Source organism: Shewanella chilikensis, from assembly GCF_002836945.1.
GTDB classification, from domain to species: domain Bacteria; phylum Pseudomonadota; class Gammaproteobacteria; order Enterobacterales; family Shewanellaceae; genus Shewanella; species Shewanella chilikensis.
The window spans coordinates 37,664-60,502 of sequence record NZ_NIJM01000018.1 but is presented as its reverse complement, the minus strand read 5'-3'; the positions used below and the strand labels follow the sequence as shown (position 1 = coordinate 60,502).

Here is a 22,839-nt window from a genome sequence, read left to right as displayed (position 1 = left end):
AAGTCTAATCTTGGCTTCGTATAAGTCTAGTCATACCAGGCTACGCCATCAGATCCTTTTGCTCTTGAAATGCCTGTCAATAGTGGCTTTTGCTCTGTTTGGTTGCTTAGGCTTGGTTGCAGATCAGTGACTCCAGCAGCTGATATTTACGGCAGGCAAAATGACGGAATGATTCACTGATAAAGCTGATTAACCAGTCGGACTCCACTGAGCCGTAGCGAGCGGAAGAGATATAAAGTTTATAAATAAACTCTACATCGGATAGACTGCTTGGTGCTTTCAGTACACAAAGCTCAGTACCTATTTCTTCCAGAGGGAAAGCCAGTGCCGAGGTATACACCAGGGCGTTACTGCTCTTCAGCACTTCGATTATCTCACCGATGCTGCTAATTTTGGCTCTGATCTTGAAGTCCGGGAACTTGAGCTTCATGGTCTTTTCGATCAGGGATTGTCCATAGGAGTTGAAACCACACAAGTCGTGCAATACCACGGGGAAATCCAGTAGATCCTTTAGATCAATATGTCCTTTCTTCGCCAGGTAATGATCATGACGCATAAAAAAATACCTGCAACAGGGCAGTAGATCCACCTTATAGAGAGAACTGAGCGAGGTTTGGTTAACGTGAATACCAAAGTTGATAGAACCGGTGAGAATTTCATCAAAGCTATTTTGATTCCAACTACGGGTACAAAGTACCATTCTAGGCGCGATTTGATTGGCTTGTTCTATTAACTCTGGAAACCAGTTACAGATAGTATTATCGGCCGCAAGCCATACTTCCTTATCGATGTTCATAGGTGAAAAGTCACAACTGTTTAGCAGATCATCCTCAATCCTTAATATAATATCCTGAACAGTGCTTTTAATTCTGTTGCACTTTTCTGTTGGGGTGAAGCCGTATTTTGTTCTGACAAACATTTCATCATTAAATATCTGTCTTATCTTTTTTATATGATAGCTAATTCCGGATTGAGTCAACCCTAATTCTTGGGCGGCAATACTGGCATTTCCATGTTCCAGGATAAGCCTTATTAGTTGAAGGTGAATTAGAGATAGGTTGTTTATGTCAGCTTTGTTCATGGCCTGTTCCCCTTTTTATATAAGATAGTATATAAAATGGAGATTTACTGTGACCCGTGTCCATCAAGAGTGATATGTGTTTTAATGTTGCCAAAGATAATAATGTGATCCTTATTACCTTTGGCATGCTTTATGTGTTATTTATTTGGTTTTTTCTAAAATTGATATCCTAGCTCGAATAACAGTTCGCCTCCATGGTGAATTGAACCGCCCCAAGCATCACGATACTTATATGCCAATGACGCTGAGGCTTGTGGTAGGAATTGATAATCTAATCCCAAAATTGCTTGATAACCTGAATCCCGATAAAGGAAAGTTGCCACTTGTTCATCACTGCGATCGAATTGGGTCTCAAAGTAAAATTTACCCAGTAATTCTTGAGTCACAGGATAAGCTAATTGCACCACGGCGGCATAACCACTGCTGCCATTAAAGTCTTGCTGGGAGGCATCCATATCGCCCCAGGCGTAGTGGGCGCCTATCGCCATGGTTCCTTTGAGCTTCTGCCATTGGATGTCGTAAGACAGGCCGTAGTAGAAGTTTTCTTCGGTACGGTTTTTATTGTTGGCCGTAAAAGACTGTAGCCAAAGGTTAAAGGGGGTATCGCCCAGGTTATAGTCCAGTTTTAGCCAGGACTTGACGGTAGCACCGGCCTTATTGCCTTGCTGATTGTCATTGTCGTCCAAGGGGTTTTCCAGTGTCAGCCAAGCTGCAAAATCGCCCCAACTGGCGCGGGTAGTGTTGGTAAAACTGAGATAACTCTGGCTGTAGAGATTGGGGTTATTGTCTTTGGCATCCAACAGGTGTTCATAGCCGACTTTGATGCCATTTTGTTGTTGGAACACCTCGGCTTGGGCCGTGGGGATCAGTAGCAACAAGGGCAATAGCCGTAGTAATGAAGTCCTTACTAACATGGTGTTACCTTAGGCCGGGAAGCTCCCGGCCGTTAAAGTCAAATCAACGTCCGAACATCTTCGCCGGTTCGATAAACAGGCCGCGGTAATGGGGCTGGCCCGCCTTGTCGGAAAGGACATCGATTTCCAGTTTCACTTCCTTGGTGCGGTAATCAATCTCATTGAATTTGCCTGTGACTCTGCCGGGCTCAAACAGATTGATAGAGCCACCAAAACCAAAGATGGTGTTGTGGTCGGCAACGTATTCCACGTTGGAAGTGATAGGGCTATACCACTCGTAGCCCCGTTCTTTACCGTATTCCCAGATTTGCTGCACTGTCATATTGTTTTCGTCGATTTTGTATTCCACAAAGCGACTGTATTTCTGGGTGGGTAAAGCGGGTTGGGTATAGTGGCGACCATCACCGTTATCAAACACAGTTAAGGTGCCTTTGCTGCTCAGCCAGGCTGTGTGCTGGGTATAGGTGAAGTCAAAGTCGCCTTGGCAATCACCTTGCTCAGAGCAAGCAATGGCTTTGCCTTTGGCATCGACGGGCTTAAGGAGCTTTTTGGCCAGTTCTCCCTTCCAGCCTATGCTGGGGGTGAGGATCCATTTGACCTGTTTATCGCGGGTGATCTTCACTACCCCTTGGTGGCGCAGCGACAGAATGATGCCGTCATCTTTGGGATCGTAGGAAATGGAGTTGACGTGGGCCCAGTTACGACCTGCGGCTATACCTGGAATATCGCCATAGGGCGCATCTATCTTCATTTCACCGGCGGCTTGACCGGCATGGTCGAGATCCACGTTGACGCAAACAGCGCCCATATCCAAGGCCTTGAGCAAGGCATCACGGTAGGGGTCGAGAATCTTATTGAGATCCCAGACATCAACCAAATTCCCCTGTTGGTCTACCTCGAGGATATGGTCCCTGACGGTATGCACCTTGTCCCCTTGTGGGTTGACATAGTTGGTCTTGGCGCCCCTGAGTAATAGGTTGCCATTGGGCATAGTTATGCTTTCATGGGACAAGTCCTGATAGCCCCTTGGGATCTTGAAGTCGACTATCTTACCCATCAAGTCCAGATATCCGAAATGTTGACCTTGGACAAAGCTCAGATTACCGCGGCCATCCTTTCTCAATCCCATCAGATAGCCGCGCTTGTTTACGTCGATATCACGGCCATTATAGGTGGCATCCTGATCCAACCACCAACGTGTTTCACCTTGTGTATCAATGATATAAGTAAGAGGGGCCATGTCGAATGTCATGGCGCCCAATGCTGGGGTCGACTCGAAAATACCGGCATCCTTCCCCTTGACTCCGGACCAGTGCAGATCTGAACCTTGGAATACCATGGTATGAGAGTTCACCATTAACAGTCTGTCTTTAAAATTTTTATCGACTTTCTTGACCTTTACTTCCTGCATCGAAGTAATATTACGGTTATCTATGTACTTGTTCTCGAGTGCACTGGTGAGAATTTCATATTTATCGCTATATTTCTTACCGTCGAGAGTGAAGTTAACACTGACCTGATTCTTATAATCGGCATAGAGGCCGAAAATAGGAATACCGTCATGTCTGTTAATAGTTTTGGGACCGACCGGATAGGAAATACTGACTCCATTCTTACCTTTTCCGGCCACGGTAACGTTAACATCGGACACTCGCTTGCTACCCAAATCGACTAGGGCAGTGAGTGGCGAATTACCATAGGGGTTGACAATAATCCCTCCTAAGTTTCCAGCTGGCGGTGCTGGGTAAAAACCAGCAGCAGAGACAGAAGCCGATAAACCAATACCTAATACTACAGCCAATGAAGTGAGTGACTTTTTCATATCATCATCCTTTGTTTTTAATTGACGCTTATTAATTAAGTTGAACGGAGAAATTTAATTTGAGGTCATAGTCACATTTGGCGTTTTTAATGTTTGGTTAATGTTTTGTTTGTGCTCTTGTTTACGTCTTGACTTATCACTTCAAAAAATTTGATTTACCTTATTGGTTTGTTTGTAATTCATTATTTTTTGAAATCCATATTGGTTTATTTGAATTCTGTTGTTTATTTTGTTGTTACTCACAGTGTCATTAATTATCTGGGGTGGCTTGTTGTGATTGGTTTTTATATTGGCATTATGGGGTTGAATCTGAATTGATGGATAAGAGGTCGAAAATGAAATTTATTAAAAAAATTGTAGTGGGTGCTTTTCTACTGGGAAGCTGCAATGCAATGGCATTGGATTTGGAAGAAGGAAACCATTATCAAGTTTTACCGGAAAATGTTCAGTTTCAGGTTAATAAACAGGTAACCAAAATTTTTTCTGTCAACTGCCCGTTCTGCTACAAGTATGAGAAGTCTGTTGTTCCCGGGATGGTTAAAAATTTGCCATCCGGCGTGGATTACGATGCTTATCATATTTCCAGTAAATCGCCTTTTGGTGCCGAAGCCTCTGAGGTCTTGGCGGTGGCCAAGGTGTTAAGTGAAGACAAATATAAAGCCGCCAAAATGGCTTTATATGCCAGGATCCACGATAAGAAGGCCAAGTTTACCAGTGGTGATGAGCTCATCCGTTTTGGCCTGAGTCAGGCCGGGATCTCGCAAGAAGAGTTCAACCGTCTCAAGGGAACCCCTGAAGTGAAACAACTCTTGGCCAAGTGGGACCAAGGAATTGCCATCGCCAAAATCCAGGGGATCCCGGCGCTGGTGGTCAATGGCAAGTATCTGATCAATACCAAGTCGATTCGCAGTATGCCTATGCTGGACGAAATGATCCTTGAATTGTCCAAGAAGTGAGGATAATGCAGATGAATCTTGTTAGCCGTTTGTTTGGGGAGTTTAAACAGGCTCCTTTATTAGCCCTGGGCCGCTGGCAGGCCCAGAGAGGTGTGTGGTTGCTGATGGCTGGAGCTGCGCTGTTTCTGTTGTTGTCGGCAATGGGGTATTTCCAGTGGTTCTTGGCGATGGATCCCTGTGAGCTCTGTGTTTATATTCGTTTTAGTCAGTGCTGTATCTTGATTGCCGGTATTGCCATGGCGATTAAGCCTTCCAGTCAATGGCTCAAGGTCTTGGGATTGGCGCTGGCTTGGTATGGTGTGATCCAGGGGATGCTCTGGTCAGTTGAGCTGCAACAGATACATGCCGCGGCGCACATGCTGGATGGTGGCGATATCTTTGCTACCGGCGGCGGTGGTGCCGCTTGTTCCACCGAGCCGCATTTCCCCTTGGGGTTACCGTTGCATGAATGGTTACCCTATGAGTTCGCGCCGACAGGGGGCTGTGGTGAAGATGATTGGTCACTGCTGGGAATGAATATGGCTGACTATTGCATCATAGCCTACAGCATTTTCAGCCTGGCGCTGGGTGCCGTCACCCTGGGCTGGTTATACAGTTTGTTTACCAAGAGGTGAATCAAGGCGGCTCCCCCACCCAGTGAGCGAAGGTGAGGGAGCCTGTAAGGTTATGTTTGACTGCCCTTAGCTTGCTTAGCTTGGGCGATTGCGCTGTTTTGGCAGATCGCTCAGGTACTGGACAAACTCCACTTCAAACCCGGCCGGGTCGATAAAGTACACATTGCGGCGCCAGGGCTCGTCGGCTCCGTCTTTATCTATGCTATAGCCAGCGTCCTGCAGGCGCTCGATCACCCCGTCTATGTCAGCAGTGACAAAGGCGAAGTGGGCCAGCCCGGGTTGATGACCGCTCAAGTCGCGGTTATTGCCTTCGCCATTATCGCTGAAAGCCAGGTATTGATAGTCATCACCGAAGTGGAGCCATTTTCGTGGCTTGCCATACCAGCTTCCTTCTCCTTGGCAGCGGATCTGCCAGTGAGGAAACGCGGCGCGGTAAAAATCCAGGGTCTTGGGCAGGTCTGCAACCACCAGGTTCAGGTGTTCCAGTTGTATCATTTGCGTTCTCCTTGGTATTTGTCCTTTATTTGGGCCTTTTGTTTACATGCCGTAGCAATATTCCTGTTGTTTGGGAAAGGGGGCGTCCCTGTGGGCAAAACGTATCTGTGCCAGTGCGGCTGCATACTGGGCCAACATATGCAGGCTATAGCTGATCCTTTCTCTTAATCTGGCATCGCGGATGCTGTCGCATTCGGGGTTGAGCATTTTCTCGACATCGCGGACGATCAAATGATCCGGAACGGCCACCAGTTTGTTGTTTTTCATGGCGTTCATTCTCAATTCACTGATGGGATAGGCGCCGCTTATGCCTGAGACAACCGCAACCAGTAGCACTGGCTTATGGGCCGTATGTTGGCTGTCACACATCAGCAGAAAGTTCTTCAGCAAAGGTGTCGCCATGCCGCCCCATTCCGGAGTGATAAGCACCAGAGCATCGGCCTCAGTCACCTTGGCTTCTATCCGTTGCCAGTCGGCGCCCTTGTTTTGTTGCTCACCATCCCAGAAGGGAAGATTGAAACCGCAGAGCTCCAAATGCTCCGCCTCTGCGAGTTGCTTGGTCTTTATTTCCCGGGTGATGAATTCTGCGACCTTGGCACTCTGGGATTGGAAACGTTGGCTGGCGCTGACGACTAGGTATTTCATTTTAAGTAAACCTTTTTGTTTATTTATTATTTTATAAGGTATGTGCTTTACTTAATGATGTAAAGATAAAATAAACAAAAAAGTTTATTTATTCTGGATGCGGCGTCCTGATCCGGGCATAATCAGCGCTGGAGGTACCATGAAGACCACAGACAAGATAGTCGATATTCTCAAGTTGAACGGAGCCCAGACGGCCCAAAGCCTGGCCGCAGAGCTGGGGCTGACCAGTATGGGGGTACGTCAACATCTGCAAGCCCTTGAAGCCGAGGGGCTGGTGCGGACCGAAGACAGGGCCGAAGGCCGCGGCAGACCTGCACGTTATTGGACGCTGACCGAGCAGAGTCGCTCGCTGTTTGCCGACCGTCACGATGAGCTGAGCCTACAGCTGATAACTTCAGTGCGTCAGGTCTTTGGTGACGAGGGCTTGGATAAACTCATCAGTCACAGAGAGCAGCAAAGCCTCGAGAGCTATTCGAGCCAGATGGCCGCTGCCGCTTCCCTTGCCGATAAGCTGGAATGCCTGGCCGAGATCCGAAGCCGTGAAGGCTATATGGCGCAGATTGAAGTGGACAGTACCGGCTTTTGGCTGCTGGAAAACCATTGTCCTATTTGTGCGGCGGCCACGAGTTGCCAGAACTTTTGTCGCTCTGAGCTGGCATTGTTCCGGCAGCTGCTGGGGCCTGAGGTGGAAGTCAGTCGCCGCGAACACATGCTGGATGGCTCACGTCGCTGTGCTTATCGGATTGAAGCTAAAGGTACTTTAAACGATGCGCAGTAAGAGGGGGCGGCTGGACAGGTTTCTCGCTGGGCAACTGAATATTCCCCGCAAACAGGCCAGGCAATTGCTTGTCGATGGCAGGGTTTGGCTCGATGACGAGCAGGTGTTTGCCGCAGACAGGCTTATCCATGAGTTCAGTCATATTCGTTTCGATGAGCAATGGCTGCAGCGGCAAAACCCTGTCTATTGGATGCTGAACAAGCCTGCCGGAGTAGTGAGTGCCACTCAAGATCCCGAGCATAAAACCGTACTCGACTGCCTGCCCCCGGCGGCATTGGTGCCGGGGCTGCATATCGCCGGCCGCCTGGATAAGCAGAGTACCGGGTTGGTGCTGCTCAGTAATGACAGCCGCTGGACCCAGGCGTTGACCCTGCCTTCATCGAGTAAGGCCAAGCGTTATCGGGTGCGTCTGGCCAATCCGCTGGATGACACTTATATCGAGGCTTTCAGGGACGGATTTTTCTTTGAGTTTGAAAACGTCATTACAGCGCCGGCCGAACTGAGAATTTTGGCAAGCCATGAGGCCGAGGTGATACTCACGGAAGGCAAGTATCACCAGATAAAACGCATGTTCGGCCGCTTTCGTAACCCTGTGCTGGCGCTGCATCGCAGCCAGATAGGTCAGATAGTGTTGGATGACTCTCTGGCCGAGGGCGAAGCCAGAGAGTTGACCCGGGAAGAGGTGGAGTCGGTCGCTTACTGACGATTTTACTGACGGCTACTGAACTGCGGCGATAATGCTATCTATGGCCTGCACCACCTGCATACTGGCATCTTCCATCCGTTGCAGCGCCATCACCTGCTCTGTGGTGTCGCCGGCAGCGGCGTGCTCCAGCGCCAGGCGGCCACTCTCGTGCACCAATGCATGCGGCGCTTCCAACTCGCGGAAACCCGGGAGTGAGCTATAGAGGCTGGCGCCTTGTCCTTCGTAGTACCACTTACCCAAACGGCAGTCATGGTGGCTGTTTACCGGCTGATCAAAACACTGGTTTTGCAGCAGTTCATAGATATTCTGCTTCCATACCGCATGATCGAGCTTGGTGGTGTTGAGGAAAGACACTGTCGCGGCATGGCTGATCACCTGCTGCATCTGCGCCGATTGCGCCAACACCTGAGTGACCACAGTGTCTATCTGCACCGCTGAGCTGGCCACTTCATCGGCGCAGCCTTGGTTGTCATCTGTCAGGGTTCGTATGCTTTCCGACTGAGTGATGATCTGTTGCACCAACTGCTCTATCTGTTGGCTGGCGTCACTGGCCTTGGCCGCCAACTGCCGGACTTCATCGGCCACCACGGCAAAGCCGCGACCTGCCTCTCCGGCGCGGGCGGCTTCGATGGCGGCATTGAGCGCCAACAGGTTGGTCTGTGCCGAAATACCCTGAATGGCGCTGACAAACTGGCTGATGCTTTGGGTACTGGTATCCAGCTGCGCCACAGTGCTCAGGCTATGCTGTGACTGTGAACTGAGCAGATGGGCTCGCTCTCCCAGCCTGGCAACCGCGCTGCGGGTTTGCTCGAACAGGGCGTTGAGCTGCTGCAGTTTGCTCTGCTCCTCAAGCAGATGTCCGGCGTCTTCGGCCATGGCCTCGCGTACCGATTGCAACATGAGCCCCCCCTGGTTCTGGCAGGCCAGCATGGCGGCGAAGTCGCGGTTTTGCGCCAGTGCCTGGTCCCTTTCCTGTTTGAGCTGCCCCAGTTGCAGCTGCAGTTGCTCCAGTGTCGCCTGGTGCTGCTGGCCCTGTTCCTCGAGTCGTTGTTTCAATGAATCTATCTGTCGGTGAAGACGATGGTTAAAAAGCATAAAACTTCCTTGGATACAAATGGTTGCATTCTATTTATGGCTATTTTAAGCATAGGATTTGGCCCGTTCCCTTGGCGGGATCAAGCTCTCATTTACAATCAATATATAAAAACGCCACCCTAAGGTGGCGTTTCCAATTAGGCTTGGGCTTGTTGCATTCTCAGCAGCCACTTACCGTAGATATAGATGCCGACGGCGGAAATGGTGCCTATGGCGCCTATGATGTACCAGGCCATACCTATATTGTGGCTCTGGTAGAGGATTTCTGTCAGCTCGCGGCCACTTTGGCCGGTGAACTCAACCAGTTTATGAAAGGCTTCCCCCTGCGGAATGGCGGCCACATCGGTCTGTGACATGCCCTTATCCAGCAGCATCTCACGAGAGAAGATCTCTTTGGAGGCAAAAATTTCATAAAGTTTGGGGCCGAAATAGCCTTCCAGGCCCCAGCCAATGCCCTGTGGCAACATCACAAAGCCGAGGTACATGGCCTTCTTGCCTTCGGGGGCGATATTGCCCATAAACTCGTTCTTTTTTGGGCTTATCATCATTTCGCCGAGGGAGAACATGGCGATAGCCAACACTATAAACCAGGCCGCATGGGTGGCGCCAATCAACACAAAGGCAAATATAGACAGCAGACAGCCGGCCAACATGGCGCTGGTGATGCGGTACTTGGCGGTCAGGGCGGCTATCAGGAAGCAGCTGGTCATAATCAGACCCGCGTTGAGGTTGAGCATGCCTTCCGGCATCACCTTGGTGCCTTCGTTGTTCAGCCCGAGCCAGAATTGCAGTATGCCATTACTGGTGCCTTCAGGGCCAAACAGGCTGGTGACAATCACGCTGGTATCCACCCATTCGGCGATATGAATAGGCAGCACGTCAAACAGGGAGTTGAACAGGAACCAGAAGCCGGAGAACACCAGCATATAGTAGATGACTACCGGCTTTTTCAGCTCGCTCCAGGCATCTTTCCAAAGCATTTCCTGCTTGAGTTCGCCGGATTTGATCTTACGTTGCCGCTCCAGACGTTGCTCTTTACCCGGCTCTTTGTAAGTCAGCAGGAACAGGAAGTTGAGCGAGATAATGGCGGCGCAGGCGTAGAACACATTGTCCCAGGACAGCTGCCGCATATGCACTGCCACCAAGGGGCCAAGGAAGCCACCGATATTCACCACCTGATAGAAGATACCCCAGGCCATGGAGGTGTTGTTACGGTTGGTGGACAGCACCAGCGTCCCCTGGATGCCGGGCTTGAAGATGCCGGTACCGGCTGCCAGCAACATGGCGCCGAACAAAAAGCCCCAGAAGCTGGGGAAGAAGGCCATACAGAGGTAGCCACAGATCTTGATAATGGTTGAGGCAAAGATGGTCTCTTTGTAGCCGACCCTATCTGAGATCCCGCCGGTAAATACCGGCACAAAGGTCTGCAGTAAGGCCCAGACTGAAATAATGATACCGTAATCGCTGAGGCTGATACCTAGGCCACCTTCGGAAGCCGGTGCCTTGGCATAGAGTCCGGCACTGGCCTTAACGCCGTAGTAGGCGATACGTTCAACCAGTTCCATGCCGCCGACCAGCCAGAAGATATAGCTTAAACTGGCGATGGAGGCCCACATTCCCAGTTGCTTGACTTCGCGCAGGTCATTGCCCGCACAGGAGTTGGAGTCGCTCATACTCTTCCCTTGTCTGTATTATTATGTTTGTAGGTCTTTTATCAATTGCAGGCTAATGCCTTGTATCAAAAAAGGTGATAACCGCGACACTTTACCCGCTTTACTGTCAAACACCAAAAAACAAGCCTGATCAAATTGGAAAAATCACGATCTGCCTGGCAAAAACTGCTGCTCGTTTTTAACAATATTTATCATTTTCAATTTATTAACTTGGATAAATTGTTCGTGCCTTTGTAGCCTGAAGAGGGGGAGTGCTGACCGCGGACAATCTTTGGCTGCAATTGAGCGCGCCCAAGGGACTGAGTAAGGAGCCAAGATGCGAGTATTAACGGTAATGACTGTGGGCACTCTGTTGTTGTTGGGGGGCTGCTCTGAAGAGGCGGCAAAAACCGAGCCCGAGAGTCTGAAAGATGCTGTGGGAAGCCCTAATCCGGCAGCGGTATTTTGTGTCGAATCCGGCGGTAGGCTGCAGCTGGTTCAGGAACAAAAGGGCACAATAGGCTATTGTCACCTGCCGGATGGCAGCATTGTGGAAGAGTGGGCCTATTTTCGGGCCAATCATCCGCTAAATTGATTGGCCCGATTCCCTAAAAAGGGGTTAGAAACGGTAGCTGTAGGCCAGGTTGACAAAGTCGAGCCCAGGGTTGGGCTTGCTGAGGCCGGCATTGGAATAATGCAGGTAGGTGATGGAGACAGTCTGTTTGCGCTCCCGGCCAAATTTGAAGGCAAAGCCCAATCTGTCTTCAAACTGATAGTGTGAGCCGACATCCTTACCGGCAAATTGGCTGTCATCCAAGAGGGCAAAGCCGATCCCGGCCTCCAGATAAAAGTCCAGCCACTGCCCCCTCATCAGCGGATATCTCAATATGGGTGACATGGCCAGCACATGATTGACATCATGCTGGTTATTTTCGCCATATTCCCAAAAGTTAATACTGGCTTCCAGGGTCAGTTCCAAATCTTCACTGATAGGTGTCAGGGTATCCAGATACAGCTGATAAGCCAGTTTGATACCGTTGGCCTGGCCTTCGCCATGGATATAGTTGATTGCCACGCCCTGTTCGGCGGCGTTGGCATCTCCCGGCAATATAGAGCCCGGCAATATCAAGCTGAGCATGAGTGCCAGCAAGGGGAATCGTTTCTGTGAGTGTTTCATCTCGTTTCTGCCTCTCGAATGATGTCGGCAGTTTAAATCCGTAAAATCATAACAATGTCGCCATAAAGGCATTTTTCTGAATAAATAGAACTATTTACCTGTGCCAAATCGAATGCAAACCGAGCCTTGTTTGGGGTAAGCAAATGAGGTGGTTAGATTCAGTTGGTTAAGGCCAAGTGGATTTAACGCCTTTAAGGGGTATTACAGAGGGGATCTCGCTGTATGTGACTATTCTAACTCTGTTGGTATGCCAGGATTAGTCACTCAGACGGTGACAGTGTGTTGCATCTTGGCGGGCAATGCCGGCCGGCGAAAAGTCCGACCGATTGCGCTGCGAGAGGCTCAGCCAAGGGGCGGGCTTATGGCCCCTTGGGCTGAGCTAGTACAGCTGAGTGACCCATTGGTTAGCGAAATAGATTAAGCCCCATGGCGGCTTTGACATCTTGCAGTACAGCATCACTGATGGCTCTGGCTTCTTCCGTGCCCCGCTGCAGTATCGCCAGCAGTTGCCCCTTGTCTGCCATAGCCTGACTGCGCCGTTCACGCATGGGCGCGAGTAACTCCTGCAGGCAGTCGTTGAGTATCCGTTTGCACTTCATATCCCCGAGGCCTCCTCGGCGATAATGGGCCTTGAGCTCGGCTACCAGCGCCTTGTCCGGGTGGAAAGCATCGAGATAACTGAATACCGTATTGCCCTCGACTCTGCCCGGATCTTCTACCCTCAGATGGTTGGGATCCGTATACATGGAAAACACCGCTTGCTTGAGTTCGTCACTGCTCATTCCCAGTTCTATGGTATTGCCAAGGGATTTGGACATCTTGGCTTTACCGTCGAGCCCAGGCAGGCGGCCTGTGTCACTGAGAATAGCCTGACACTCCTTGAGCACTTCAGTCCCCACCAGATTGTTGAAGCGACGGACGATTTCATTGCTTTGCTCCAGCATGGGCAACTGATCTTCACCCACTGGCACATGAGTGGCGCGAAAGGCGGTAATATCAGCGGTCTGGCTGACGGGGTAGACCAGAAAACCCGCCGGGAGGCTGCGCTCAAAACCTTTTTGCTGAATTTCGGCCTTGACTGTGGGATTGCGCTCAAGCCGGGCAACCGTCACCAAGTTCAAGTAGATGCAGGTGAGTTCCGACAGCGCCGGTAGTGTGCTTTGCAGGCAAAAACGTGTCTTGATAGGATCCAGCCCGGCCGCCAGGTAGTCGGCCATGACTTCGAGAATGTTTTCGGTCACCTTGGCCGGGTTATGGCCGTTGTCGGTTAAGGCTTGATAGTCGGCAATCATCACGTTCTGATCGAACTCGTCCTGAACTTGGACTCTTTGCCTGAGTGAACCGACATAGTGACCGATATGCAGTTTGCCTGTGGGTCTGTCGCCTGTGAGTATGATCTGTTTCATCTTGTTCTCCTTGAAATTGCCGGAGCCATAAGACGTACAGATACACAAAGGCCGCCTTATGGCGGCCCGGAAGATATGATTTTACCTATGTTTAATCCTGACGCCGCCGGTTTGGGCTGCGCCACCAAGTCTGTAGCATGAGCAGTGAGTCTGCTGGGGAATACATAGGCTTTGAAATAACAATCGATTTAAAGACCCAAGGATAGTAAGGCTTGAGTCTGTGTTATGCAAGTTAATAAAGCTGGGTTATTTGTCAGGAGTTTGTGCCAGGTCAAGCATTTTCTGGCCCTAAGGTATAAAGTTAAAGAATAGTCACTCGGCAAGTGAGAGGTGCTTATGATGCGGTCCTTGTTTGCTGGCAGATCTTGGCTGTTCTTGGGTGTTGGCGCCAGTCTGCTGTTGTCGTTGGGGGTTGTGGGACGCTTTCCCGAGCAGGTGATGCAACTCAACCCATTGATGTTGTTGGCCAGTCTGCTGGTGGCTGTAGGAGTCGGCGTCTGGTCGGCGCAGCTTGGCGGCAAAGCCTTGTGGGTGGTGCCGCTATCTTTTGTGCTGGTGATGTTGGCCGGCACTTTGACGGCGCAAACCTCTGTGGCGCTTATCGTCAGTAAATCCTTTGTCCTCTTATCCATGTTTGTGCTCGGCATGTTGATTGCCGGCAATATCTGTTTTGCCACCCATATCGCTGCGGCCATGGTTGCCATGTTGGCATTTGCTCATGGCTACACCCTGGGCAGCACCAATCTGGGCGTAGCCGACTGGACCCTCAGTGGCTCCAATTTGTTTTTGGGCTATCTGGTGGGGATCGGCGCGACTGTGTTGATCCTCAGCATGGTGGGGGAGGTAACCTGTAAAGTGCTGGCCAAGAAACAACTGCAATACGTGCTCGGCACTTGTTTGTTGCTGGCCGGCTTGATGATGGTTGTGGCAGTGTGACGAAACAGAAACAACAAGGGCAAGTTCAATGAACCTGCCCTTGAGTCTTTATGCCGCTTGGGTAGCGGTTTGATTGGTCGGAGCGACAAGATTCGAACTTGCGACCCCTGCCTCCCGAAGACAGCGCTCTACCGGGCTGAGCTACGCTCCGACTCTGGAACCAGATGGTAAGTGAAGCTTAATTGGAAAAATGCCAACCAGGCCGCAAAATTATTCTCCGATGTGAGCTGGATAGTTGAAACGCTGAAAAAATCAGCATGCCATTACTCTCGGCTGAGCTCGATGATCCTGCTTATCAGGGCATAGAGGCCGTTGCTGCGGGATGGGCTCAGTTGCCCCTCCAAACCCAGTCGCTTGAGATAAGCCTTGGGCTCAAATTGCGCCAGGGTTTGGCTGTCGCTGTTATTCACCGCATGCAGCAACAGGGCGATTAGCCCCTTGACGATGCGGGCCTCGCTGTCGGCAATAAACAGATGTTTGCCCTCGACTTGGCAGTGGTAGAGCCAGGCGGCGCTTTCACAGCCGCGTACCCGGGCGGCTTCTGTTTGCAGCTCGGGTGGCAGGGCCGGCAACAGTTTGGCTCCTTGCATCAACTGGCGGTATCTGTCCTGCCAATTATTGGCTGAGGAAACGGCTTCAAATAAGTCGGCCAGGGGCGCCTGGGTTTGCTTGGCAAACTGGATAAAGTCGGCAGCAGTGAGTGTTTGCTCTGTCATGGTTCAGTATCCCAATAGTTCGGCGCTTGCCTTTAAGGCATCGAGAAAACGTTTGATATCTTGCTCATCAGTGTAGATCCCCACAGAGGCCCGGCAGCAGCCCTTGATACCCATCAGCGACATCAGTGGCATGGCGCAATGATGGCCGCAGCGTACCGCTATGCCTTGTTGATCCAGCAGTATGCCTACATCCTGGTGATGCTCACCCTTGAGGTTAAAGGCCACGGCGCCCAGATTATCCCTGTGAGCGCCGTAAAGTTCGACCCCGGCAATGGCGGATAACCCCTGTTGCAACTTGCTTAGCAGTTTTTGTTCGGCAAGTGCCAGGGCTTGTCTGTCCTGCTGTTTTAGAAAGGCGACGGCCTCTCCCAGACCTATGACCTCGGCTATCGGCGGGGTGCCGGCCTCGAGGCGGTTGGGCAAGTCGCCAAATGTACTGCCTTGGAAACTGACGGTTTTTATCATCTCACCGCCGGTCAGCAGTGGCTCCAAGGTGTCGAGCAATTCATAGCGGCCCCAGAGTACGCCTATGCCGCTGGGGCCATACATCTTGTGGCCGGAAAAGGAATAAAAGTCGCACCCCAGTTGCTGCATATCCAGCGGCAGATGGGCGACGGCCTGGGCACCGTCCACCACACTGATGGCGCCGGCGGCGCGAATATCCTGACACAGGGCTTGTATGTCATTGACTGTACCCAATACATTGGAAACATGGCTGAGGGCCACCAATTTGGGCTTTTGCTGGAGCAGCAGGCTAAAGGCCGCCTTATCGAGGCGCAGATCTTTATCCAGTGGTATGGGTTCCAGCCTGGCACCACTGCGTTTGGCCAGTTGTTGCCAGGGCAGCAGATTGGCGTGATGAGCGCAGCTGTCGACCAGAATGAGGTCATCCTTGCCAAAGCGCTCGCCAAGGCCCCAGGCCAGCAGGTTGATGGCTTCGGTGGTGCCGTGGGTGAAGATGATCTCTTCCCGCCGGGCAGCATGGATAAAATGCTGCAAGGCATCACGCACAGCTTCGTAGGCCTGGGTCGCCCGGGCAGAAAGCTGATGGGCCGCTCTGTGCACATTGGCGCAATCTTCACGGTAAAAACGCGCCATAGCTTCCAGCACCCGCTGAGGCTTTTGGCTGGTGGCGGCCGTGTCGAGATAGACCAGGGGATAATCCCCCAGCATTTGGGTGAGCGCGGGAAACTGGGCGCGCAACTGTGGAGTGCTCATTGCTGTGGATCTTCAATCAAAAGGGCGCACAGATCTTTATGGATTTGTGCGCCCAATGCAAGGCGAAATATCTCAGCCCTTAAGGACAGGGCAGGCGAAAGCGGCTCGACAGCGAGTTGAGTTCATTGAGCAGTTCATCACTCAGCTTAAGCTGCGAGGCGGCAATGTTCTCCTTTAACTGCTCCAGATTGGTGGCACCTATGATATTGCTGCCCACGAAGGGACGGGAGTTGACGAATGCCAGTGCCATCTGCGCCGGACTCAGGTGGAATTTTTGGGCCAGCTTGACGTAGGCTTCGGTGGCCTCAAGCGCCAACTCGGTGCCGGTATAGCGGGCGAAGCGCTTGAACAGGGTCAACCTGGCACCTGCTGGCCACTGACCGTCGAGATACTTGCCTGTGAGGGTACCGAAGGCCAATGGCGAGTAGGCCAGCAGTGGCAATTCTTCACGGTGGCTTATTTCACTCATGCCTACTTCAAAGCTGCGATTCAGCAGGTTATAGGGATTCTGCACGCTGACAATTCGCGGCAGGCCATGTTTCTCGGCCAGTTGCAGGTATTTCATCAGGCCCCATGGGGTTTCGTTGGAAACCCCGATATAGCGCACCTTTCCGGCGCGGATCACTTCGCTCAAGGCTTCCAGGGTATCCAGGATGGGAGTCATCGACTCCTGCTCCTGCTGCTCATAGAAGAGTTCGCCGAAGAAGTTACAGTTTCTGTGGGGCCAGTGGATTTGGTAGAGATCGATACAGTCTACGCCCAGGCGCTGCAATGATGCATCCACCGCCAGCTGGATATTGCGCCAGTCAAGTGCCATTTTACTGCGGATATAGTCACTCTTGCCGCCGGGAGCCGCCACCTTGGTGGCAATCACCAGGTTGTCTCTGTTGCCGCGGGCCTTGAGGTAGGCGCCAAGGATGCGTTCGGTCTCACCCTGAGTTTCGGGTTTTGGCGGCACCGGATACATCTCGGCAGTGTCGATAAAGTTAATCCCTTCGGCTAGGGCCATATCCAACTGGTCGAAGGCGTCGGCCTGGCTGTTTTGCTCGCCCCAGGTCATGGTGCCGAGGCACAGTTTGCTCACTTCCAGAGTGGAGTGGGGGATACGTCTGTATTCCATTGAAAGCTCCCGCTAATTTCCTTATCTGCAAGCTAACAAGCGACAGAGGTTGATTGTCAATAAATAAAACAGGTTTTTGTGTCACTTTTGTTGCTTGTGCCCGTTGCTGTAGAGAGGCGAAACACAGAAGTAATCGATGAGGGAAATAACCAATGACGAACTTATACCTTGTTTGAGCCCCTAAAGCTTGGTTCTGCTTTGGAGTCTGTGGGGCGTCAATCCACCGACCTCAGGATTGAGCGCCGAATTTTTTCTCTATTCAGACGATAAAACATTCTCGGCTCAGGCCAACTATTGGCATTAAACTTTGAACTCGCCAACGGAAGCCTGCAACTCTTCGGCGAGTTGTGCTACCTGGTGACTGGATTGGGCGGTCTGTTCGGCGCCTGAGGCAGTTTCTTCCGAGATCAGCGCGATCTGTTCCAGTTTTTCTGAAACCTGTTGACTGACCTGGTTCTGCTCCTGAGCCGCGTTGGCGATTTGGGTGCCGGCATCAAAGGCTTGATGTACAGATGTGCTGATGGTTTCCAGAGCCTGATTAGCTTGCTCTGTCTTGGCGACGCAGGAGTTGGTCTGGGCGCGCCCCTGTTCCATGACAGCGACTGCTTCTTGGGTGCCTGTTTGCAGCACCTGGATCATCTGCTGGATCTCTTGGGTCGACTCCTGGGTACGGGATGCGAGATTGCGTACCTCATCGGCGACAACGGCAAAGCCGCGTCCCTGTTCACCGGCCCTGGCGGCCTCGATGGCGGCGTTGAGTGCCAGTAAATTGGTCTGCTCGGCAATGCCACGAATCACATCCAGAATTGAGCCTATGGCGTCACTGTCGGAGTGCACCTTGTTAATCACTTCTCCTGCCTTGGCAACTTCCTCAGCCAGCGCTTCTATGGTGCGACGGTTTTCCTCGGCAATGATTCGCATATGCTGAGCTTCTTCATCGGCCTGTTTAATCTGGCTCAGGGCGTGATCGGCGCTGTGGGATACCTGCTGGGCACTGGAGCTCAGCTCTGTGGTGGCTGTGGCTACCTGATCCACCTGACTCTTCTGCTCCTGGATCCCGATAGTGGTTTGTGAGGTGACCGCCGAGGTTTGTTCGGCAGCGGCTGCCAATTGGTTGGATCTATCCAAAATGCCGCGAATAAGGCCTCTGAGACTGTCGATAAGGCGGTTACAGTTGCGGGAAAGCTCGGCAAACTCATCCTGGCCAGAGTCGTCCAGCTTATGGGTCAAGTCACCGGAAGCGAGGATATTCAATGCTTGATTGATACGGTTGAGTGAGGCGGTAAGAGGTTTCACCACGGCAATACTCACTGCGATGGCAACCACTATTGCCACCAGCACCACCAAAAGGGTCTGCATACTGGCCGAGTCGATACTAGCCAGGGTTTTGGCGTTGATCTCATTGGTCAGGGTTTCGATGGCTCCGGAAAGGGCAGCCATTGCCTGATTGACATTTTGTTTGTCGGTTTCCACCTGAGCCAGTGCTGCCTGAGTACTGGCTTGAAGTTCAAGTTGGGTCGCTTTCTGGGCCTGAATCGAGTTATTGCCCTTAAGATGCTGGCTGAGCTTGCCAAGCTCGGCGTTTATTTCGCTGAGCACATCGGCATCAATGACGCCGGCGCCATGGCGACCGATGTACTCCAGTTTGGCCTCGGCTTCGTTGCTGATATAGCTAAGTTCTTTGACTATGATTTCGTACTTGCTGCGCTCTTCGGTAGCCACCAGATCGTAAACAGTGCTGATCACATTGGTGACATTGCTGTCCAGTGCTGCAGCTGAGGCGGCAATTTCCCGCTCAGTGGTGTTTTCACTTTGCTCAAGATCCATCAGGTCCAGCAGCAAACTGGCGGCATCATCGGCGGTTGTTTCCAGTTGATCTCGCTGTTCATTGAGGCTTTCCTGCTGTTCCAGCGCTCTGAGGTGGTCAGCCATCATGCGTTCGCTGGTGTTAATAAAAGCCTGATAATTGCGCTCTACCTGGGGCAGGATCTCTTTGAGCCCGGGCTCCTGCTGTACCAGCTTCGACAGACTGGCAAATTGCGCCTTGAAGCTTTGCTTTTGACTGGCAAACTGCTGTTGGAGCGGCGGAAGCTTATTGGCCTTGGTGACATGGTAGCCTACCAGAACCAATCTTTGTTGTTCGCTGAGGGTCTCACTCAGCGAGCCGGTTGATTTCAGTGCCGGAATACTCAGTTGTTGCAGAACTTCGGTGGTGTTTTTCAGTTCATTGTTGGTGAACCAGGAAACAGCACCAAGCAGAATCAATAGCAGGGTGACTAAGGCAAACCCTGCTATGACTCGGGTCGCTACGTTCAACTTCATAGGCTACTCCGGAAAAGGTTATGGTTTTTCTCTTGGAAAAATCTTTTAGTTTTCATAGGCACGTTACCAAATGGTTATCGGCGTATGTTTGCTAAGCTTAACCTTTTTTTAACCTGGATTGGGTAATTTTTTGATCTGATTCCAGGTGCCAGAGTGTTAGGTGTTCTCCCCAACAGCAGCCGGTATCCAGCGCCTGCAGTTTTTTACCGTCGACTTTACCCATCAGGGCGGCCCAATGGCCAAAGACCTTGGTGTAGTCAGCGGTGTTGGATGGGAATAAAAACCAGGGTTTGAGATTGGGGTCGTCACATTTGGTCGGCGGCACTTTGCAACTGAAATCCAGAGTGCCGTCGAGATAGAGGTAACGCATCCGGGTCAGGGCGTTGATACAGTACCTGAGTCTGGGCAGGCCGCTGAGCGCATCAGACCAGTCTTCCGGCTCTTCTGTGTACATCCGGGCGATGAGACTGTCTAAATAGTCGGCTCGCTGCAACGCCTGGCTGACGGCATTCGCTTCCTGGCGTAAGGTTTGGATATCCCACTGGGGCGGCACGCCTGCATGGGTCATGATGAGTTTATGCTCGGGCAACTCGCGCATTAGGGGCTGGCTTCGAATCCAGTCAATGAGGCTGCCGATATCCGCCGCTTCCAGCAGCGGTTGCAGCTTGTCGCTGGGTTTGACCCGTTTGAGCCCGGCCTTTACCGCCAGTAGATGCAGATCATGGTTACCCAGCACAGACTTGGCCGAATCGCCGAGGTCGCGGAAGAACCTCAAGGTCGAGAGAGAATCCGGACCGCGGGCGATCAGATCGCCGACCGCCCAAAGCTCGTCCCTGGAGGGATTAAAATCGACTTTCTCCAGCAGGCGTTGCAACTCGTTGAAACAGCCCTGAATATCGCCGACAAAATAGTGAGCCACTGTTACCTGCCCATCAGTGTACCTGGCCGGGTACGGCCAGGCGGAAAGGAGGGATCTGGGCGTAGAAACTCTCGCCCGCATCGGTTTCCATCAGATAACGGCCTTCCATAAATCCCAGCGGCGTTTCCAGCACTGTGCCGCTGCTGTATTGGTAGGCGGTATTGGGCTTGATCCTCGGGGTCTCACCGACGACACCGGCGCCCTGGACTTCACTTTGTTGGCCATTGCCATCAGTTATCACCCAGTGGCGACTCTTGAGGGTCGCTGCCTCATCACCCAGGTTGATAATAGTGATGGTGTAACTGAAAAGATACTTGTCTTCATCCGGCGCGGACTGGTGTTCTATATACTGGGTCTGCACCTCGACTCTGATACGGCTCTTCTGGGGATTCATCTTAAGTTCCTGGCCAAAATCTCTGATGGAAAGGAAGGACGCCGCCCGGCGTCCGGATGTTATGCCTGACGGTCGCTCAGCAAGTTGGCGATGGCAACATATTGCTCGACGCTGATCTGCTCGGGTCTGAGGCCGGGATCAATTCCCAGGGCCTCATAATCGGCATCATCAAGTAGCCCCTTGAGGTTATTTCTCAGGGTCTTGCGGCGCATGTTGAAGGCGGTGCTGGTTACCTTGCTGAGCATGGCAACGTCTTTGGCCGGCCAGGGTTTGGTTTCATAGGGCACCAGGCGCACCACGGCGGAATCGACCTTAGGTGGCGGCGTGAAGCTGCCCGGTGGCACTTCCAGTACCGGCACTATCTGGCAATAATATTGGGCCATGACGGTCAGGCGGCCATAGGCCTTGCTTCCCGGGCTGGCCGAAAGCCGCAACACCACCTCTTTTTGCAACATGAAGTGCATGTTGGTGATCTGCTCGGCGTATTCGAACAGATGGAACATCAGCGGTGTGGAGATATTGTATGGCAGGTTACCGAAGACCTTGAGCTTCTTGCCTTCTACCATCAGTTTGTTGAAGTCAAACTGCAGGGCATCACCCTGATGAATTTCCAGTTTGTCTTTCAACACAGGATGCTGCTTTAGACGCTCCACCAGATCTCTGTCCAGTTCGACCACGGTCAGCTTGTCGATGGCGCTGGCCACAGGTTCGGTCAGAGCCGCGAGACCCGGGCCGATTTCGACCATGACATGCTCATTATCCGGGGCGATAGCCGCCACAATACGGTTGATCACATTGTCATCGGTCAGGAAGTTTTGTCCGAAACGTTTTCTGGCGGTATGGCCTAAGTGTACTTTATTGCTCATTGATACTCAGTTGGATCAGTTTTTACCGGCCAGTTCTATGGCCTTGTTGAGTGCACAGACGAAGCTGCCGATATCGGCCTTGCCTGTGCCTGCGAGTTCCAGCGCCGTGCCATGATCCACCGAAGTGCGGATATAGGGCAGGCCCAGAGTGATATTAACCGATTTGCCAAAGCCTTGTGACTTGAGCACAGGCAGGCCTTGGTCGTGGTACATGGCCAGCACCACATCGGCGTCTTGCAGATACTTGGGTTGGAACAGGGTATCGGCAGGCAGGGGGCCTATAATGCGCATCTGCTCCTGCTCTCTGAGCTCGTTCAGCGCCGGGATGATCACATCCAGCTCTTCCCGTCCCAGATGGCCATCTTCACCGGCATGGGGGTTGAGGCCACAGACATAAATCTTGGGGTTGTCCAGGGCAAACTTATTCACTAAGTCCTGATGCAGTATCTTAATGATCTGATGCAGGCGTTCGCGGGTGATTGCCTTGGAAACGTAAGCCAGTGGAATGTGAGTAGTCACCAGGGCTACCTGCAGACCAGGGCAGGCGAGCATCATCACCACATCCTGGCAACCGGCCTGATGGGCAAAGAACTCGGTATGACCGGAAAAAGGGATCCCGGCCTGATTGATAATGCCCTTGTGGACCGGGCCTGTCACCACGGCATCAAACTCGCCGTTCATGTTTTTTTCACCCGCATAGCGTAGGGTGTCGACCACATAGGCGCTGTTTTGCTCATTGAGCACGCCGCAGCGAGGCTCACAGGCCATGGGGAAGGGCACTATGGTTAAACTACCGGCTTGTTGTGGTTTGGCTGCTTGGCTTGGCTGATAAGGCTTGAGCTGGAGACTGAGCCCCAGCATCTTGGCGCGCGCCTGCAATAAGGCAGGATCCGCGCACACAACCAGCTCGGCCGGCCAGTCGCGCTGCGCCAGCTGTACTACCAGATCCGGGCCTATGCCGGCAGGCTCTCCGGGGGTAATGGCAATACGTTTAATATCCAAGCGAC

General features: G+C 52.0%; 23 protein-coding genes, 1 tRNA gene and 1 pseudogene. 6 read left to right on the top strand and 19 right to left on the bottom strand.

The window, feature by feature from the left end; translation table 11 throughout:
• Nucleotides 1-106: 106 nt before the first annotated feature.
• The 4 genes and pseudogenes from CX651_RS09020 to CX651_RS09010 all read right to left on the bottom strand — a co-directional run bounded on the left by CX651_RS09020 (nt 107) and on the right by CX651_RS09010 (nt 3,817).
• Entirely contained in the window at nt 107-796 is a 690-nt protein-coding gene (locus CX651_RS09020; RefSeq protein WP_229839776.1) for a LysR substrate-binding domain-containing protein, read from the bottom strand.
• 93 nt (nt 797-889) lie between these two features.
• Nucleotides 890-1,081 (bottom strand): annotated as a pseudogene (locus CX651_RS20355) (helix-turn-helix domain-containing protein); the annotation flags it as partial.
• A 155-nt stretch (nt 1,082-1,236) separates the two neighbouring features.
• Nucleotides 1,237-1,995: an outer membrane protein OmpK gene (locus CX651_RS09015; protein WP_101055682.1), complete on the bottom strand. Its 759-nt coding sequence runs from the start codon at nt 1,993-1,995 to the stop codon at nt 1,237-1,239.
• Nucleotides 1,996-2,038: 43 nt separating this feature from the next.
• Nucleotides 2,039-3,817 carry an aryl-sulfate sulfotransferase gene (locus tag CX651_RS09010; protein ID WP_101055681.1) on the bottom strand — a complete coding sequence of 593 codons (1,779 nt, stop codon included), beginning with the start codon at nt 3,815-3,817 and terminating at the stop codon, nt 2,039-2,041.
• 533 nt (nt 3,818-4,350) lie between these two features.
• Between CX651_RS09010 and CX651_RS09005 the strand changes: the two genes are divergently transcribed.
• Together CX651_RS09005 and CX651_RS09000 are read left to right on the top strand one after the other, a co-directional pair.
• The gene (locus CX651_RS09005; RefSeq protein ID WP_224867892.1) at nt 4,351-4,773 is read left to right on the top strand and encodes a DsbA family protein; all 423 of its coding nucleotides are present in this window, start codon (nt 4,351-4,353) and stop codon (nt 4,771-4,773) included.
• A gap of 11 nt (nt 4,774-4,784) precedes the next feature.
• On the top strand, nt 4,785-5,387 hold the full coding sequence (locus CX651_RS09000) for a disulfide bond formation protein B (RefSeq protein WP_101055732.1): 603 nt from the start codon (nt 4,785-4,787) through the stop codon (nt 5,385-5,387).
• A gap of 75 nt (nt 5,388-5,462) precedes the next feature.
• Here the strand turns inward: CX651_RS09000 and CX651_RS08995 are convergent, their stop codons facing one another.
• A complete protein-coding gene (locus tag CX651_RS08995; RefSeq protein WP_101055680.1) occupies nt 5,463-5,882 on the bottom strand; it encodes a VOC family protein in 420 nt (139 codons plus the stop codon).
• A gap of 42 nt (nt 5,883-5,924) precedes the next feature.
• Entirely contained in the window at nt 5,925-6,527 is a 603-nt protein-coding gene (locus CX651_RS08990) for an NADPH-dependent FMN reductase (RefSeq protein WP_101055679.1), read from the bottom strand.
• Between the two features lie 139 nt (nt 6,528-6,666).
• Here CX651_RS08990 and CX651_RS08985 point away from each other — a divergent pair, with 139 nt between their 5' ends.
• Together CX651_RS08985 and CX651_RS08980 are read left to right on the top strand one after the other, a co-directional pair.
• The gene (locus CX651_RS08985) at nt 6,667-7,305 is read left to right on the top strand and encodes a helix-turn-helix transcriptional regulator (RefSeq protein WP_101055678.1); all 639 of its coding nucleotides are present in this window, start codon (nt 6,667-6,669) and stop codon (nt 7,303-7,305) included.
• Complete coding sequence (locus tag CX651_RS08980; RefSeq protein ID WP_101055677.1) at nt 7,295-8,008, top strand: 16S rRNA pseudouridine(516) synthase; 714 nt, start codon at nt 7,295-7,297, stop codon at nt 8,006-8,008. Before CX651_RS08985 ends, CX651_RS08980 begins: the two co-directional genes overlap by 11 nt.
• A gap of 15 nt (nt 8,009-8,023) precedes the next feature.
• On the opposite strand, the gene CX651_RS08975 is transcribed toward CX651_RS08980, so the two are convergent.
• A complete protein-coding gene (locus CX651_RS08975; RefSeq protein ID WP_101055676.1) occupies nt 8,024-9,106 on the bottom strand; it encodes a methyl-accepting chemotaxis protein in 1,083 nt (360 codons plus the stop codon).
• A gap of 137 nt (nt 9,107-9,243) precedes the next feature.
• The gene (locus tag CX651_RS08970; RefSeq protein WP_101055672.1) at nt 9,244-10,779 is read right to left on the bottom strand and encodes an MFS transporter; all 1,536 of its coding nucleotides are present in this window, start codon (nt 10,777-10,779) and stop codon (nt 9,244-9,246) included.
• Between the two features lie 316 nt (nt 10,780-11,095).
• Here CX651_RS08970 and CX651_RS08965 point away from each other — a divergent pair, with 316 nt between their 5' ends.
• The gene (locus CX651_RS08965) at nt 11,096-11,353 is read left to right on the top strand and encodes a putative hemolysin (protein ID WP_198552048.1); all 258 of its coding nucleotides are present in this window, start codon (nt 11,096-11,098) and stop codon (nt 11,351-11,353) included.
• A 24-nt stretch (nt 11,354-11,377) separates the two neighbouring features.
• Here CX651_RS08965 and CX651_RS08960 read toward each other — a convergent pair whose 3' ends face one another.
• The gene (locus CX651_RS08960) at nt 11,378-11,935 is read right to left on the bottom strand and encodes an acyloxyacyl hydrolase (RefSeq protein ID WP_101055668.1); all 558 of its coding nucleotides are present in this window, start codon (nt 11,933-11,935) and stop codon (nt 11,378-11,380) included.
• A gap of 404 nt (nt 11,936-12,339) precedes the next feature.
• Nucleotides 12,340-13,341 (bottom strand): tryptophan--tRNA ligase, encoded by a 1,002-nt coding sequence (trpS, locus tag CX651_RS08955; RefSeq protein WP_101055666.1) that lies wholly within the window; start codon nt 13,339-13,341, stop codon nt 12,340-12,342.
• A 336-nt stretch (nt 13,342-13,677) separates the two neighbouring features.
• Here trpS and CX651_RS08950 point away from each other — a divergent pair, with 336 nt between their 5' ends.
• Nucleotides 13,678-14,277 (top strand): HupE/UreJ family protein, encoded by a 600-nt coding sequence (locus CX651_RS08950; protein WP_101055664.1) that lies wholly within the window; start codon nt 13,678-13,680, stop codon nt 14,275-14,277.
• Between the two features lie 74 nt (nt 14,278-14,351).
• Here the strand turns inward: CX651_RS08950 and CX651_RS08945 are convergent.
• The 9 genes from CX651_RS08945 to pdxA all read right to left on the bottom strand — a co-directional run bounded on the left by CX651_RS08945 (nt 14,352) and on the right by pdxA (nt 22,834).
• Nucleotides 14,352-14,428, bottom strand: a tRNA-Pro gene (locus tag CX651_RS08945).
• Between the two features lie 112 nt (nt 14,429-14,540).
• Nucleotides 14,541-14,993: a SufE family protein gene (locus CX651_RS08940; RefSeq protein WP_101055662.1), complete on the bottom strand. Its 453-nt coding sequence runs from the start codon at nt 14,991-14,993 to the stop codon at nt 14,541-14,543.
• Between the two features lie 3 nt (nt 14,994-14,996).
• Nucleotides 14,997-16,211: an aminotransferase class V-fold PLP-dependent enzyme gene (locus CX651_RS08935; protein ID WP_101055660.1), complete on the bottom strand. Its 1,215-nt coding sequence runs from the start codon at nt 16,209-16,211 to the stop codon at nt 14,997-14,999.
• Nucleotides 16,212-16,290: 79 nt separating this feature from the next.
• The gene (locus CX651_RS08930; protein WP_101055658.1) at nt 16,291-17,331 is read right to left on the bottom strand and encodes an NADP(H)-dependent aldo-keto reductase; all 1,041 of its coding nucleotides are present in this window, start codon (nt 17,329-17,331) and stop codon (nt 16,291-16,293) included.
• Nucleotides 17,332-17,631: 300 nt separating this feature from the next.
• Nucleotides 17,632-19,653, bottom strand: a complete 2,022-nt coding sequence (locus CX651_RS08925; protein ID WP_101055657.1) for a methyl-accepting chemotaxis protein — start codon at nt 19,651-19,653, stop codon at nt 17,632-17,634.
• 97 nt (nt 19,654-19,750) lie between these two features.
• Entirely contained in the window at nt 19,751-20,572 is an 822-nt protein-coding gene (locus CX651_RS08920) for a symmetrical bis(5'-nucleosyl)-tetraphosphatase (RefSeq protein WP_101055655.1), read from the bottom strand.
• A 13-nt stretch (nt 20,573-20,585) separates the two neighbouring features.
• On the bottom strand, nt 20,586-20,966 hold the full coding sequence (gene apaG / locus CX651_RS08915) for a Co2+/Mg2+ efflux protein ApaG (protein WP_025011370.1): 381 nt from the start codon (nt 20,964-20,966) through the stop codon (nt 20,586-20,588).
• Nucleotides 20,967-21,025: 59 nt separating this feature from the next.
• Complete coding sequence (gene rsmA, locus CX651_RS08910) at nt 21,026-21,832, bottom strand: 16S rRNA (adenine(1518)-N(6)/adenine(1519)-N(6))-dimethyltransferase RsmA (RefSeq protein WP_101055654.1); 807 nt, start codon at nt 21,830-21,832, stop codon at nt 21,026-21,028.
• Nucleotides 21,833-21,847: 15 nt separating this feature from the next.
• Nucleotides 21,848-22,834, bottom strand: coding sequence for a 4-hydroxythreonine-4-phosphate dehydrogenase PdxA (gene pdxA, locus CX651_RS08905; protein ID WP_071475819.1), 987 nt, complete (start codon nt 22,832-22,834; stop codon nt 21,848-21,850).
• Nucleotides 22,835-22,839 lie beyond the last annotated feature (5 nt).